The sequence below is a fragment of the Citrobacter sp. CK188 genome (assembly GCF_030333525.1).
Classification (GTDB): domain Bacteria; phylum Pseudomonadota; class Gammaproteobacteria; order Enterobacterales; family Enterobacteriaceae; genus Citrobacter_B; species Citrobacter_B koseri.
On record NZ_JAOWFU010000029.1, the window covers coordinates 934,332 to 949,422 of the forward strand.

General features: G+C 52.8%; 15 protein-coding genes and 1 tRNA gene. 6 read left to right on the forward strand and 10 right to left on the reverse strand.

Annotation, left to right across the window (positions count from 1 at the left end):
* Position 1 precedes the first annotated feature (1 nt).
* Positions 2–592, reverse strand: a complete 591-nt coding sequence (gene ribA, locus OGV67_RS09890; RefSeq protein WP_012132238.1) for a GTP cyclohydrolase II — start codon at positions 590–592, stop codon at positions 2–4.
* Positions 593–779: 187 nt separating this feature from the next.
* Here ribA and pgpB point away from each other — a divergent pair, with 187 nt between their 5' ends.
* The 5 genes from pgpB (at position 780) to yciH (ending at position 4,432) form a co-directional block, all read left to right on the forward strand.
* A complete protein-coding gene (gene pgpB, locus OGV67_RS09895; protein WP_012132240.1) occupies positions 780–1,544 on the forward strand; it encodes a phosphatidylglycerophosphatase B in 765 nt (254 codons plus the stop codon).
* Between the two features lie 150 nt (positions 1,545–1,694).
* Positions 1,695–2,003 (forward strand): lipopolysaccharide assembly protein LapA, encoded by a 309-nt coding sequence (lapA, locus tag OGV67_RS09900; RefSeq protein ID WP_047463550.1) that lies wholly within the window; start codon positions 1,695–1,697, stop codon positions 2,001–2,003.
* 6 nt (positions 2,004–2,009) lie between these two features.
* The gene (gene lapB, locus OGV67_RS09905; RefSeq protein ID WP_012132243.1) at positions 2,010–3,179 is read left to right on the forward strand and encodes a lipopolysaccharide assembly protein LapB; all 1,170 of its coding nucleotides are present in this window, start codon (positions 2,010–2,012) and stop codon (positions 3,177–3,179) included.
* A 189-nt stretch (positions 3,180–3,368) separates the two neighbouring features.
* Entirely contained in the window at positions 3,369–4,106 is a 738-nt protein-coding gene (gene pyrF / locus OGV67_RS09910; protein WP_110494909.1) for an orotidine-5'-phosphate decarboxylase, read from the forward strand.
* A complete protein-coding gene (gene yciH, locus OGV67_RS09915; protein WP_012132245.1) occupies positions 4,106–4,432 on the forward strand; it encodes a stress response translation initiation inhibitor YciH in 327 nt (108 codons plus the stop codon). The genes pyrF and yciH overlap by 1 nt, the downstream gene beginning before the upstream one ends.
* A gap of 112 nt (positions 4,433–4,544) precedes the next feature.
* On the opposite strand, the gene osmB is transcribed toward yciH, so the two are convergent.
* From osmB to fabI, 7 genes are all read right to left on the reverse strand, one after another.
* Positions 4,545–4,763, reverse strand: a complete 219-nt coding sequence (gene osmB / locus OGV67_RS09920; RefSeq protein WP_012132246.1) for an osmotically-inducible lipoprotein OsmB — start codon at positions 4,761–4,763, stop codon at positions 4,545–4,547.
* Positions 4,764–5,042: 279 nt separating this feature from the next.
* Positions 5,043–5,795: a DNA-binding transcriptional regulator YciT gene (gene yciT / locus OGV67_RS09925; protein WP_024130303.1), complete on the reverse strand. Its 753-nt coding sequence runs from the start codon at positions 5,793–5,795 to the stop codon at positions 5,043–5,045.
* Between the two features lie 88 nt (positions 5,796–5,883).
* Complete coding sequence (locus OGV67_RS09930; RefSeq protein WP_024130304.1) at positions 5,884–6,066, reverse strand: YciZ family protein; 183 nt, start codon at positions 6,064–6,066, stop codon at positions 5,884–5,886.
* Positions 6,067–6,249: 183 nt separating this feature from the next.
* Entirely contained in the window at positions 6,250–8,241 is a 1,992-nt protein-coding gene (pdeR, locus tag OGV67_RS09935) for a cyclic di-GMP phosphodiesterase (RefSeq protein WP_115614757.1), read from the reverse strand.
* 248 nt (positions 8,242–8,489) lie between these two features.
* The gene (locus tag OGV67_RS09940) at positions 8,490–10,424 is read right to left on the reverse strand and encodes an exoribonuclease II (protein ID WP_060816072.1); all 1,935 of its coding nucleotides are present in this window, start codon (positions 10,422–10,424) and stop codon (positions 8,490–8,492) included.
* An 88-nt stretch (positions 10,425–10,512) separates the two neighbouring features.
* Positions 10,513–11,670, reverse strand: a complete 1,158-nt coding sequence (locus OGV67_RS09945) for a carboxymuconolactone decarboxylase family protein (protein WP_115614758.1) — start codon at positions 11,668–11,670, stop codon at positions 10,513–10,515.
* A gap of 243 nt (positions 11,671–11,913) precedes the next feature.
* The gene (fabI, locus tag OGV67_RS09950) at positions 11,914–12,702 is read right to left on the reverse strand and encodes an enoyl-ACP reductase FabI (RefSeq protein ID WP_024130306.1); all 789 of its coding nucleotides are present in this window, start codon (positions 12,700–12,702) and stop codon (positions 11,914–11,916) included.
* Between the two features lie 477 nt (positions 12,703–13,179).
* On the opposite strand from fabI, the gene OGV67_RS09955 reads away from it, so the two are divergent.
* Positions 13,180–13,255 (forward strand) — tRNA-Thr (locus tag OGV67_RS09955).
* 109 nt (positions 13,256–13,364) lie between these two features.
* Here OGV67_RS09955 and OGV67_RS09960 read toward each other — a convergent pair.
* Together OGV67_RS09960 and sapF are read right to left on the reverse strand one after the other, a co-directional pair.
* Positions 13,365–14,198, reverse strand: coding sequence for an SdiA-regulated domain-containing protein (locus OGV67_RS09960; RefSeq protein ID WP_115614759.1), 834 nt, complete (start codon positions 14,196–14,198; stop codon positions 13,365–13,367).
* Between the two features lie 85 nt (positions 14,199–14,283).
* Positions 14,284–15,090 carry a peptide ABC transporter ATP-binding protein SapF gene (gene sapF / locus OGV67_RS09965; protein ID WP_012132256.1) on the reverse strand — a complete coding sequence of 269 codons (807 nt, stop codon included), beginning with the start codon at positions 15,088–15,090 and terminating at the stop codon, positions 14,284–14,286.
* Position 15,091 lies beyond the last annotated feature (1 nt).

Here is a 15,091-nt window from a genome sequence, read left to right on the forward strand (position 1 = left end):
TTTATTTACCCAATAAATGCCCCATCTTAGCGGCTTTGGTATCCAGATAGTGTTCGTTATTTGGGTTACGGCCAACAATCAGCGGTACGCGTTCAACAATATTGATACCTGCTTCCGTCAGAATTTCGACTTTCTTCGGGTTATTGGTCAGCAGACGGACTTCATCGACGCCCAGCAGTTTAAACATATCGGCACACAGGGTGAAATCACGCTCATCGGCGGCAAAACCCAGTTGGTGGTTGGCTTCCACGGTATCGTAGCCCTGATCCTGCAACGCGTAGGCGCGAATCTTATTGAGCAGGCCAATATTACGTCCTTCCTGACGATGGTAGAGCAGAATACCGCGACCTTCTTCCGCGATATGCGTCAGCGCCGCCTCTAACTGAAAACCACAATCGCAGCGCAGACTAAACAATGCGTCGCCGGTCAGACATTCTGAATGGACGCGAGCCAGGACAGGGGTTTGACCAGAGATATCGCCATAAACCAGCGCGACGTGGTCGTGTCCGGTTGCCAGTTCTTCAAATCCCACCATCAGGAAATCGCCCCATGGGGTTGGCAGTTTGGCTTCTGCCACTCGTTTAAGCTGCATGTATTTCTCCAGATAATGCTGGTGTCATCGCCAATTGGCTTCTGTATGTTTCTATTTTGCCATAAGGCGGCGGACTTCACCTAATCGCTGCCGTGCGATCGCTTTTGGAATGGCACAAATTTGTCAATTTTCCGGCACGCCAGGTTTTCAGTTATGATTGTGGCACTTATCGACGAAAGGAGAGGTCATGCTTTCGATTGCGAAGCGCACAACCGTAGGTGCTGCTCTGTTGCTTGTGATGCCGGTTAGCGTATGGATTTCAGGCTGGAACTGGCAACCCGGACACTCGGTCTGGTGGTTAAAATCCTTATACTGGGTGACAGAAACGGTGACGCAGCCGTGGGGAATTATTACGCATGTGCTTCTGTGCGCCTGGTTTCTTTGGTGCCTGAGATTTCGCCTGAAAGCCGCAATGATGCTTTTTGCTATTCTGGCCGGTGCGATCCTGCTGGGGCAGGGGGTAAAATCGCTGGTGAAGGAGCGGGTGCAGGAACCCCGACCCTTTGTTATTTGGCTGGAAAAAACGCACCATATTCCCGTTGATGAGTTCTACACTTTAAAACGTAAAGAACGCGGGCACTTAGTCAAAGAACAGCTGTCAGGGCAGCAGGATATTCCGGCTTTTCTGCGTCAACACTGGCAAAAAGAGACCGGATTCGCGTTTCCTTCCGGGCATACCTTGTTTGCCGCAAGTTGGGCGTTGTTGGCGGTAGGACTATTATGGCCGCGCAGGCGTACCCTTACGATTGCGATTTTGTTAGTCTGGGCGACAAGTGTTATGGGTAGTCGCCTGTTGTTGGGTATGCATTGGCCGCGTGATTTAGTTGTCGCGACGTTGATATCCTGGCTTCTGGTGACGCTGGCGACCTGGCTTGCTCAGCGCATTTGCGGGCCGCTTACGCCACCCGTTGAAGAGGCTCGCGAGATAGCGCAGCGGGAGCAAGAACGTTGACGGTGGTTGATTTTCCGTAATTTGCCCTTAAATCATGAGTGGACAGAACGCTTTTCCGTTTCGCGCGCGTCGCGAAAATGGTAATTTAAAGGGCTGAATGCGGTAAGTTGAACACGATTTATTCGCTCAAACCACATAACGGGAAGTAATGTGAAATATTTACTCATTTTCTTACTGGTGTTGGCGATTTTTGTTATTTCGGTGACATTGGGTGCGCAGAACGATCAACAGGTAACGTTTAATTACCTGCTGGCTCAAGGGGAGTACCGTATTTCTACGTTGCTTGCCGTTTTATTTGCCGCAGGCTTTGCTATTGGTTGGCTAATTTGCGGCCTGTTCTGGCTGCGTGTTCGCGTCTCCCTGGTGCGTGCCGAACGTAAAATCAAACGACTGGAAAACCAGCTTTCGCCTGCGACCGACGTTGCGGTATCTGCCGATTCGTCGGTTGTGAAGGAATAATCATTTATGCTGGAGTTGTTGTTTCTGCTTTTACCTGTAGCGGCAGCCTATGGCTGGTATATGGGTCGCAGAAGTGCGCAACAAACAAAACAGGACGAAGCTAACCGTCTTTCTCGCGACTATGTGGCGGGGGTTAACTTCCTCCTGAGTAACCAACAGGATAAAGCGGTGGATCTGTTCCTCGACATGCTGAAAGAGGATACCGGCACCGTTGAGGCTCATCTCACTCTTGGAAACCTGTTTCGCTCTCGCGGTGAAGTAGACCGCGCCATTCGCATCCACCAGACCTTAATGGAAAGCGCGTCGCTGACTTATGAGCAGCGTCTGCTGGCTGTGCAGCAACTGGGGCGTGATTACATGGCGGCCGGGTTGTATGACCGGGCGGAAGATATGTTCAACCAGCTCACGGATGAAACGGATTTCCGCGTAGGGGCGTTGCAACAGCTGTTGCAAATTTATCAGGCGACCAGCGACTGGCAGAAAGCGATTGATGTGGCTGAGCGGCTGGTGAAGCTCGGCAAAGACAAACAGCGCATTGAGATCGCACATTTCTATTGTGAACTGGCGCTGCAACAGATGGGCTGCGATGATATGGATCGCGCCATGACGTTGCTGAAAAAAGGCGCCGCCGCAGACAAAAACAGCGCCCGTGTTTCTATCATGATGGGCCGTGTGTTTATGGCAAAGGGGGAATACGCCAAAGCGGTGGAGAGCTTACAGCGGGTTATCTCCCAGGATAAAGAACTGGTCAGTGAAACGCTGGAAATGTTGCAGACGTGCTATCAGCAGCTTGGTAAAAATGATGAATGGGCGGAGTTCTTACGTCGGGCCGTGGAAGAAAACACCGGCGCCGCCGCTGAGTTGATGCTTGCCGATATTCTGGAAGCGCGGGAAGGGCACGACACTGCGCAGGTCTATATCACTCGCCAGTTACAGCGCCATCCGACCATGCGGGTGTTTCATAAGCTGATGGATTATCACCTCAATGAGGCAGAAGAAGGACGCGCGAAAGAGAGCCTGATGGTGCTGCGTGATATGGTTGGTGAGCAGGTGCGCAGCAAGCCGCGTTATCGCTGCCAGAAGTGCGGGTTTACCGCCTATACCATGTACTGGCATTGTCCTTCCTGCCGGGCGTGGTCGACGATTAAACCTATTCGCGGCCTTGACGGGCAGTAGTTTAAAAAAAAACTGTATTTTAGTTACAACATCCTGTTGGTTTTTACCTGTTCCTCACATTGGCATCCGGGCAATATCGCCTCGCAGAGGTACAATCGCGCCTGTTCATTTTGCCCTTGCGCAGGTAGAATGCACGCCGTTTACCCATTTCGCGCCGCACCCGGTGCCCATCATCAAGAAGGTCTGGTCATGACGTTTACTGCTTCATCTTCTTCCCGCGCTGTTACCGACTCTCCTGTCGTTGTTGCTCTGGATTATAATAATCGTGATAACGCGCTGGCTTTCGTCGACAGAATCGACCCGCGTGATTGCCGCCTGAAAGTCGGCAAAGAGATGTTCACGCTGTTCGGCCCGCAGTTGGTTCGTGATTTGCAGCAGCGCGGCTTCGATATCTTTCTTGACCTGAAATTTCATGATATTCCAAATACCACGGCACATGCCGTTGCGGCGGCGGCAGATCTGGGCGTATGGATGGTTAACGTCCATGCGTCGGGTGGGGCGCGAATGATGACCGCAGCGCGCGAAGCCTTACTGCCGCTGGGTAAGGATGCGCCATTGCTGATTGCGGTGACGGTACTGACCAGCATGGAAGCCAGCGATCTGGCGGATCTTGGCGTGACGTTGTCACCGGCTGAGCATGCGGAACGTCTGGCGCGCCTGACGCAAAATTGCGGGCTGGATGGCGTGGTCTGCTCGGCGCAGGAAGCGGTGCGCTTTAAGCAGGAATTTGGCGCAGAGTTTAAACTGGTAACGCCGGGTATCCGTCCTCAGGGGTCTGACGCTGGCGATCAGCGCCGTATCATGACGCCGGAACAGGCGCTGGCGGCGGGCGTGGACTATATGGTTATAGGACGACCGGTTACGCAGTCTGCTGACCCTGCGCAAACCCTGAAGGCCATTAATGCATCACTGAAACGGGGAGCCTGATGAACAATTCTGACAGCCGTCTGGTCTATTCCACGGAAACGGGCCGGATTGACGAACCGAAAGCGGCGGTTGAACGCCCAAAGGGGGATGGTATCGTCCGTATTCAGCGCCAGACCAGCGGGCGGAAAGGTAAGGGTGTGTGCCTCGTTACCGGCATTGATATGGATGATGCTGAACTGACCAAACTGGCCGCTGAGCTGAAGAAAAAATGCGGCTGCGGTGGGGCGGTTAAAGAGGGAATAATTGAAATTCAGGGCGATAAGCGCGATCTGATTAAATCATTACTGGAAGCCAAAGGAATGAAAGTTAAACTGGCTGGCGGCTAATGAAAAAAGCCACGATAGTTATTTATCGTGGCTTTAAATTTCACTGTGTATATTTAGAGTAAAGACCTGTAAAGAATTACCGTATTATTATTTCGAGCCGGTCGACCGTAGATTATTTACCTACCTGATGGCCGATAACACCACCTACCGCAGCCCCGCCTAGCGTACCCAGCGTGCTACCGTCAGTTAAAATAGCACCGCCCAACGCCCCAGCCCCTGCACCAATCGCAGTGTTACGGTCACGTTTAGACCAATTAGAGCAAGCGCTCAGAGACATCGCCAGGGTAATTGCCAGAACAGCGGCGGTCATTTTTTTGCTCGTCATAAACATAATACTTTCTCCTGAATAATTGATTCACGGAAGTAAGTTCTCTTTAATTATAGCTAAAATGATGTTCATTAAAGCCATTAAAGAGACTGTCCGCAAAACCTTGTTGCGCAGGGGTAACAGCTTAAAATCACGCAGGTGATAGTCACTTCCTGTTATATCGCTAATATAAATTTTACGACTTTACCCTGTTAATAACAGGTAAATAGTCTTAATTAGATTGTCGGAAAAATCTCAGAGGGGAGAGATGATTTGCCGGATGGCAAATCATCTGCAATGCGCTCAGGCACGAGGTTCGATGATGTTCACCGTCAGCCCGGTGCGTTCCAGTTGCATTTGATGGTCCGCACTTATTCTGGAATCGGTGATAACGCGGCTAAAACGTGTTAACGGCCCCAGCGTATAAGGATGTACTGCGCCGAATTTAGAGCTGTCCGTCAGAACAATGGCTTCAGAGCCTTTTTCCAGTACGGCATTAACCACATCCGATCGCATCATGTCCCGTCCGGTAAAACCGGTATCCGGCTGCCAGCCATCGATACCGATGAAGGCCTTACTGAAGTGAACCTGCTGGATAAACTGGCGGGTCAATGGCCCGACCATACTTTCACTTTTTTTCTGGTAGATTCCGCCAAGGAGGATCACTTCGCACGGCGTCTCTTTGAGCAAGTGAGCGATATAGCTACTCACCGTAATAATGGTGACATCCTTTTGTTCCGCTAACGTTCTGGCCAGCAGGGCATTGCTGCTGCCGTTTTCAATAAACACCGATTCGCCGGGGCTGACCAGTGACGCGGCAAATTCAGCCAGTTCGCGTTTGAGCGTGTAATTGGTCATCATGCGCGTTTCGACGTCATCGCTGTCCAGCGAGACGGCAAAACCATGCGCACGGCGCAGATAGCTCTGTTTTTCCAGAGTGTTAAGATCCTGTCGGATCGTGACTTCAGAGACGCCGGTGATTTTCGCCAGCTCAGCCACGCTCATCTGGCCTTTATCAATGACCATTTGCAAAATTGATTGTTGTCGGGAATTCATAATTTTAATTTTTATAACGGTATCAGTACCGGGGAGTATAAGGGATGCTGCGTTTCCTGAGTCAGGTGCCACGAAAAGCTCGCGTCACTTAGATCTCCCACGGAGCCCGGGGTTTCGTCGAGGAGGCGTCGGTATCTTCTTTCACCTGACTTAACAACTCCGCCTTAAGAATTTCAAGGTTGTGGATGGCAGAGTGGTAATCGCCAGCAACAAGGATATCCAGCACGGTATCAATGCGTTCGGCAACACGTTGGGCGTCGATATCAGACATGGTTATCATCCTTACGTCAAAAATGTATGAATTTCATGATGCAAAAAATAATGCCAAAAGAGAAGGGGAAAAACAGGATTCGCCAAAACCATTGGGTAATATTATATATTCTGTTATTACATGCAGATAAGTTTGTTATCAGATGTCTCTTACCCTGTCCTGAACGCCTGTTTTTTGCCCATCTCAGCGCGTCTTTTTATTCAGATAACGTTTGTACCAGCGTTCAAAAGCGGCGGCGGGCATGGGTTTGGCAAACAGGAACCCCTGGCGCTCGTTGACGCCATTCTTGGTTAAAAATGCATCTTCTTTTGCGCTTTCGACGCCTTCCGCAATCACCTGTAGATTTAACGCCTGCGCTACGGCGACGATCGCGCGTACTAACGATTGCGAAACCGACCGTTTATGAATGTCTCTGACAAACGTCTGATCCAGCTTGACCGCATCAATGGGGAAGCGGGCAAGCTGAGAAAGCGACGAGTAGCCGGTGCCAAAATCGTCCAGATGTATCTGCGCGCCAAGCTGGCTGAATTGCTGGATGACGGTCAGCGCCAGTTCTTCGTTTTCAATCAAACAGCTTTCTGTCAGTTCGACATCAATCGGGCAATATTCGAAGTTCAGTTCATGAAGCACCTGCTTCAGGTCGGTAAAAATAGTTTGATCCGCGAGCTGGCGGGCGGATACGTTCACCGCGACGCGAAGGTTGATGCCTTTGCTGCGCCATTTGGCGACCTGCCGTACAACATCCATCATCACCCATCGCCCCAGCGGGACAATCAGCCCAGACTCTTCGGCGTAGGAGATAAACTCCAGCGGGGGAATTAACCCGCGTTCCGGTGATTGCCAGCGCACCAGCGCTTCGAGGCTGCGGACTTCGCCGCGCCAGGTCATCTTCGGCTGGTAGTGGATCAGGAGCTGATCGTTTTCCAGCGCTTTGCGCAGATTGGTGTCCAGCCAAAGATACTCAAAGACGCGCTGGTTCATCTCGGGAGAGAACACGCAAAACTGTCCACGTCCGCCTTCTTTCGCGGTGTACATTGCGGTATCCGCATTACGAATCACGCTTTCACTGTCATGCCCGTGCTGCGGCGCAAGGGCGATACCGATAGAACAGCCGGTATACACCTCGATAAGGCCAATGCGAAAGGGTTGACGTAAGCGTGTGAGAATTCGCGATGCCATAGCCTCCAGCGACCCTTGCGAAGTCTGCGTGGCGAGAACGATAAACTCATCACCGCCGAGGCGGGCCAGCAGTTGATTCTCCTCAAGGCAACTCAGGATCGCCAGCGAGACGGCCTGTAACAGCTGGTCTCCAAACATATGCCCGTAGGCGTCGTTCACCCTTTTGAAGTTGTCCAGGTCCAGATAGACGATACCAACCTGATTGTCGCCCGCGTTTTCAATGGCATCGTTAATCAGCTCATGAATGGCATTCCGGTTAGGCAGCCCGGTGATTGTGTCCGTATTCGCCAGTACGCGTAAACGCTCCTGCGTACGCCGCTCCTCGGTAATGTCGGTGCCTGAACAGATTAAAAAGATTTCGTTCTTACCGCTGCCGCTATGGACAAATTTATTCCGAAACAGAAACAGGCGCTGGCCTTTGCGGGTCTTTACCCAGCGTTCGATCTCATAAGAGTTGCCGTTGCGGAAAAAACCGCTGATGTTGCGCCTGGAGGCCGCGGCTTCGCGCCGGCTCATAAATAACTTGAAGACGCTTTGCCCAATGACGTCATGCTCTTTTAACCCGGTGTATTCTTCGCAAAGACGGTTAAAACGCTGGATATTCCCGCGGCTATCAAGGATCACGATCGCTGAGTTGGCCTCTGATACCACCTGCTCGGCAAAGGAGAGTCCCAGAACGGCCTCCTGCGTATCTGAAGGCGCATCATGCCAGACCGATACGTTTCCTGCCCATTCGCGCTTGTTGATTTTTCGCCCGACAAGTTGCACGGGAACGGCATTATGTTCACCGGGAAGGGTGAGTAACAGGCTTGACGTGATGACGGTCATCTCCCGGATGCGGTCAGCCTGCTCGGAAGATAACGCAACGGTCTGGTCAGCGTCGGCAGCCTCAGTCGCGGATAAACGCAGGGTGTCGCAGTCATCCGATAAACGCCAGTAAGGGCTATGGGTTCCCAAATCGCTAAACAATGAAACAGGCTCCAGAACGTCTTTCATGATGCTTACCATCCCGTTTAAAGCGCATACAGCCTCAGGAGAAAGGTTAGCCATGATTCGTACGAGGTAATTATGGCTGAACATATTGTTTTACTTATGTATTTATATGTAATCCAGATTCAGAAAAAAGCATAGCGAGCGGATAAAAATAATTCTGAACGGATGAGTGAAGTGTAGCGTGCGGTGGGTGGGGCGGGCAGAAAAAAAACGGCCTTTCCGGTTAAAGAAAGGCCGCTACATCAAAAACGTCAGGCGACAGGCCGGGCGATAATGCTACGGGTTTCCATGCGAACTTCCGCGATCGTTACATCGATCACATCCGTCACTTTGTATACCGTTTCACCTTTGATCTGCACGGTGCCGCTTTCCTGGCTGCAAACCAGCTCGTCACGTACGGCATGCAGGAACGGCGCCGGGATAAAGGCCATTGCGCCATTATCGACCAGGCGAACGCGCATCCCGCCGCGGCTGATATCAACGATTTCCGCCGCAAAGCGTGTTTCTGTACCGGCTTTATCATTCAGGAAACGCGCATATAACCAGTCACCGACGTCACGTTCCGCCATACGGTTCAGGCGGCGGCGTTCAGCCATCTGCTGCGTTGTCTCTTCCTGCGGACGCGCGATGGTTTCGCCTTTGATGACGGCTTTCAGCAGGCGGTGGTTAATCATGTCGCCGTATTTACGAATCGGAGAGGTCCAGGTCGCATACGCTTCCAGACCCAGTCCAAAGTGAGGGCCCGGTTCGGTGCTGATCTCTGCGAATGACTGGAAGCGACGAATGCGGCTGTCCAGGAAACCGGACGGTTGGGCATCCAGCTCGCGGCGCAGTTTGCAGAAGCCTTCCAGGGTTAATACGTCTCCTGCGTCAACGTGCAGTCCATGTGTTTTCAACAACGCTGCCAGCGCGTCGGCGTTGGCCGGGTCAAAGCCCATATGAACGTTGTAAATACCAAAGCCCAGTTTGTCGCGCAGCACGCGGGCGGCGCAAATGTTCGCCGCGATCATGGACTCTTCCACTATGCGGTTCGCAATGCGGCGAGGTTCCGCGACGATATCCAGCACTTCGCCTTTCTCTCCAAGAATAAAGCGATAGTCCGGGCGATCTTTGAACACCAGCGCATGGTTGTGACGCCATTCGCCACGGCTCAGGCAAATGCGCTGGAGCAGGCGGATCTGTTGGGCGATAGCGTCACTCTCAGGCTGCCAGCTGCCGGTATTTTCCAGCCAGTCGGAGACATTGTCGTAGGCCAGTTTGGCTTTCGATTTGATCGTGGCCGCAAAGAAGGTGATGTCATCTTCAATAGTGCCGTCGGCGGCAATGGTCATGCGGCAGGCCAGTGCCGGACGAACTTCCTGCGCGCGCAGGGAACAGAGGTCGTCAGACAGTTCGCGCGGCAACATCGGGATGTTGAAGCCCGGCAGATAGTTGGTAAACGCCCGGATTTTTGCGATGTTATCCAGCTTGCTGCCTTCCGCAATCCACGCGGTCGGATCAGCAATCGCAACCGTCAGTTGCAGCTTACCTTCGCCCAACTCTTGCGCATAAAGGGCGTCATCCATGTCTTCGGTGCTGGCGCTGTCGATAGTGACAAAATCCAGCGCGGTCAGATCCTGGCGTACCAGACCTTCATCAAGCATTTCTGTCGCCGCGCCGTTCGGCGCTTCTTTTTCGAGATTATGGCGAGCCAGCGTGACCCACCACGGTACGAAGTGGTCGTCGGCGAAGGTGATGAACTGGGTTAACTCGGCGTAGAAAGAGCGGTCGCCTTTCAGCGGATGACGGCGCATTTCGGCAACGGCCCAGTCACCCTCTTTAAATTCGTGTTCCACGCCACGGGCGGCACGGCATGGGATAGCGTCTTTCAGCAACGGATGATCCGGTACGATGGACAGACGATCGTTTTTACCCTGGATTTTGCCCACGAAGCGGGTCAGGAACGGCTCGATCAGTTCTTCTGGCTCGGCGGACTCGCGTTCTTTTTCCGTATGGATCACCGCGACAATGCGGTCGCCGTGCATGACTTTTTTCATCTGCGGCGGCGGGATGAAATAACTTTTTTGTGCATCGACTTCCAGGAAGCCAAAGCCTTTTTCCGTGGCTTTTACCACCCCTTCAGCACGCGGCGTCTGGGAATGTAGTTGCTGTTTAAGCTGCGCTAGCAGCGGGTTGTCCTGAAACATAATTGTCTATTTTCGTGGCCAAAAGAGCGGCTGACAGTTTTACGCGATTCTGCCTGGCGCAGCAAGCGCTCTTTCAGTAAAGGCGCGGTTAATGTGTTTCGCCCAACGCGATTTTTAAACGGTTCAACCAACCGCACAATCCGCACCAGCCCAGCAAGTTGACGGCCTGTTCCAGTGACGCCCCTTGTTCGAGTAACGGCGTGAATTGCGCAGCGCTAAAACGATCGGGCGCCCTGGTCAGCCATTGTATCGCTTGCGTGACAGGACGCTCAACCGGATGTTGGCTTTCCCAGTGCTGTATCTCCCGTTCATCCCGGCGGAACACCGAAATTGTCTCTGCCCATTCGCTCGCGTGGCGTGACTGTTCATTAAAACAGGCGACGCTGCCATTGATGCGCGACGTGAGCAGCGTGGCGAGTGGGAGCGACGCCGGTGGCGCATCCGTACGCAGGGCGCTGGTGAGCAGTGTGCCAAGCAAAGAAAGCAGGGCGGGTTCGTGAACCAGGACTGGCGCGAGCGTCAGCAGTTCTGCAACCGGCTGATGGTGGGACAGGCACTCCAGTTGTTCGGCGCTGGCGTAACGTATTTCCACGCCTTCCTGAGCCGGGTGCCATTGCGCGTCCCTTTCCTGGAAAAGCTGCGCATCGGCGAATTGCTGTATATCCAGACCCGGCACCCAGCGGACGGGGTGTCCACGATAAGCCTGGAATATCGCCACGACGCGCGCCTGAAAACCCACAAAACCAATAATCTGGTTTATCAGAATGATGTCGCAGGTCGTCAGACCCACATCGTCAAGGTGCTGGCGGTCGCGGGCATTAATGACCGCAGGGGAACTGGCCAGTTGACGCGCGTATTGCGTGATTTGCGCCAGTCGGTGGTTACTCTCACGGGAGGAGTCCGGGCCGGGAAGCGGGGTCAGTCGCGCGGCGTAATGGTTACAGAGTCGCTGTACGCCATAGACCTGGGCAACGGTCAATGCGGTACTCATCCGTTCATAGGCGCTGAACGTGTGGAGACGATTCTGTGTGACGCGCTCGGGAAAGAGGCGTTGAGCAAGTTGACGGGCAGGGTGCAACCAGGACTGAAAGGGTAAAAGCACGTCTTCGGCGATCGCTAAATCCAGCAGAAAACTGTCCTCGACGTTCGCGGCTTCCGGCACCAGCGGGAGAACCTCTTGCGGATAAGTGCTGGACTGGGTTTCATGATACCAGTGGCTTTTGCCTTCAATTCGGCGTTGTTCCATGGGCGTTCCTTGGTCTAAAAGTGGCGACCCGGACACGTCGTCGTCGAATCACGCCGGATCGTTTTCGCTGCATTATCCTGGCGTAAGCAAGAGAGGGGATAAAAGATTGTTAGGTGATAATAAATATCAGAATGATATATACCGCGATGCGACAGCGCGCGAAGAATGGAAGGGGGTGAAAGGCGTCATCAGAGAAGGGAATAATGGGCGACGCTGCGCCGCCCATTGCGGGAAGTGAAACGATTATTTCAGTTCCAGTTCGTTCATGGCTGCGATGCTGAAACCGCCGTCGACGTGAACGACTTCACCGGAGATACCGGCAGACAGATCGGAGCACAGGAAGGCGGCAGAGTTGCCCACATCTTCAATGGTAACGGTGCGGCGAATCGGCGTAACCGCTTCGCAATGCGACAGCATTTTACGGAAATCTTTGATGCCGGACGCGGCCAGAGTACGGATCGGACCTGCGGAGATTGCGTTAACACGAACGCCTTCCGGGCCCATCGCGTTAGCCATGTAACGCACGTTTGCTTCCAGAGACGCTTTTGCCAGACCCATGACGTTGTAGTTCGGGATTGCGCGCTCAGCACCCAGATAAGACAGGGTCAGCAGGGCGGAACCCGGATTCAGCATGGTACGGCAAGCTTTTGCCATTGCCACAAAGCTGTAAGAGCTGATGTCGTGCGCGATTTTAAAGCCTTCACGGGTAACGGCATTCACATAGTCGCCATCCAGCTGATCGCCAGGCGCGAAGCCGATAGAGTGAACGAAACCGTCGAATTTCGGCCAGACTTTACCCAGTTCGGCAAACATAGCGTCGATGCTGGCATCTTCAGCTACATCACACTGCAACACGATGCTGGAATCCAGTTGAGCGGCAAACTCTTCCACGCGGCCTTTCAGTTTGTCGTTCTGGTAGGTGAACGCCAGTTCAGCTCCTTCGCGGCGCATCGCCTGAGCGATACCGTAGGCGATGGACAATTTGCTGGCAACACCCGTTACCAGAATGCGCTTACCGGAAAGAAAACCCATAGCTTTAATCCTTATAGTCATTACTTATTTTTTGCTTTTAATATCAATAAATTAAAAGCAACATTTCAAAGTTATTCGAAATTAGCTCGAAATTATATCCCACTCACAGCCCTTTGTGTCACGATATTTTTCCGTCATTTCCCGTGACTTAGCTCCGGGGCAGCGCAGGACGAGCCTGTTTACTTTCGATATTTTCCTGCATCCGTCCAGTATATCACCCGCTATCAGGTTCGCCTCATCCAACCAGCACGAGCGGGCGACGCGCTGCGAATATAAGGGATAAATACATTTGGACGAATCATAATGGTTGCATGACTAATTCTACTTATGTATTATTCGCAGCCGGTTCGTTATGACGCGTAAGTGCGTGATAACTCACAAGAACCGTCAAACCGCCATTAGCTCATCTGGAAGAGCGAACGACATTTGTTGTGGGTGTTGTAGGGAACGGGGTTCGAGGCCTCGATGGCGGCCCAGGCCGACTTAGCTCAGTAGGTAGAGCAACTGACTTGTAATCAGTAGGTCACCAGTTCGATTCCGGTAGTCGGCACCATTTCAAACGTTTCCAGTGTTTTCTGACTTCACAAAAGCCCGCGTATCACCGTTTCTTCTCTCCCGTCAAAACCGCGCTTCAACGGGAAAGAAGAGTCTGAACTTACGGTTTACCTGCCAGTCGAGACCTTTTCAAATCGATAAAACAGGTTCGGCTCACTCATAATATAAATGTTGCCAGCCCTATCCATCGACACGCCTTCAGGCTGCGGGATATCTTCCTCAAGACCATTTTCGCCCTGCGTTAATGACATCCGGCGCAGCACATTGCCGTTCAGGTCTATCTCTGTCAGGCTGCGTGACTCATCAGATAAGATCAGCAGATGTTCACCGTGGATGTGAAGGGCAGAGATATCGTCTACGTCCAGATTTTTAATCAGATCATCCAGTGGGACGATCTCAGAAAAATGAGTAAGGCCGCCGTCGCTTTGGGTTCGGTACAGCATGACCGGTTTACGTTCTTTGGCGAAATAGAGTTCATTTCGTCCGGCCATCCAGGCAATGCCTTCGATTCCCCGATTGCGCGCGTTCTCAAACAGGTCTGTTTCTATTTTTCTCACTGACCTGATGTCCAGATCCTGGCTGAGCTGGTAAACATACATCGCGGAGTCTGCTTCATCGACCAGTAAGTATGTCCCGTTACCCGCGTATTCGATTGATTCAGCATCTTTAATCCGATCTGCGATGCTTTTTCTGGCGAGTATTTCTCCATTTTTAGACAGTTTGAGGATGGTGGCGGGTCTGTTGAGGGTGGCGACAAAAACATCTTCTTCGGGCACGTAGCTCAGGGAGGATAAATTGTCGATCCCGGACAACGGTTTTTTGAAGTCCAGAGTGTAGCCGAATGCCGGTTCAGTCTGGTTGTCAGCACGAGTGAATGCGAAAGCGGACGCCAGTAGCACAGCCAGCGCCAGACACAGGATCAGCCAGGAATATTTTCTCATGGGCGCTCCTGCATTCGGGGCGCGTGGTGGATGACCAAATGGCCGTTAATTGATTCAGACAACAACATCATAACGCTCCTTCAGGCTAGCGATCTTTTCGCCAGGCGTCGGCGGTGAGGGCTTCGCCGAAGTGTCCTGCGATCAAACGGCGGGTGAGTTCATGTAACGGAGAGGCGAGAACATCAGCGGTGCTGCCGCGTTCGACCACTTCGCCCTGGTGCATGACCAGCACCTGATCGCTGATGTGTTTCATCATCCCCAGATGCTGAGTGACGTAGATATACGAAATCCCCTGTTTTTCCTGGAGTTCCAGCATCAGGTTGATGAGCTGCGAGCGCATCGACATATCGAGCGAAGCCAGCGCTTCGTCGGCGATGATCACCTTCGGGCGTAAAATCAGGGCGCGGGCTAATCCCAGACGCTGTTTCTGCCCTGGCGCCAGCATGTGCGGATAATAGCTGACGTGGTCAGGGAGAAGACCGACCATCCGCATGGTTTCAATAATCTGCTTACGTCGCTGCTCCGGTTCCAGATCGGTGTTCAACCGCAGCGGGAAATCCAGAATCTGCGAGATGCGCTGTCGCGGATTGAGTGACGTTGACGGGTCCTGAAAAATCATGCGGATACGCTGGCTGCGAAACGAGTAGTCGCCGTATTTCAGCGGATGATCGTCAATCAGCAGTTCGCCGCTGGTCGGCGCGATCATTCCTGCCAGCATTTTCGCCAGCGTGGATTTGCCGGAGCCATTCTCGCCAATAATGGCGAGCGTCTGGCGTTCGCGTAAGGTGAAGCTGAGCGGCTTTACCGCCTCGACGGTCTGACGCCGGAACCATCCTGTACGGTAGCGGAAGGTTTTACTCAGGTTACGCACTTCGAGCAGGGTTTCCACCATG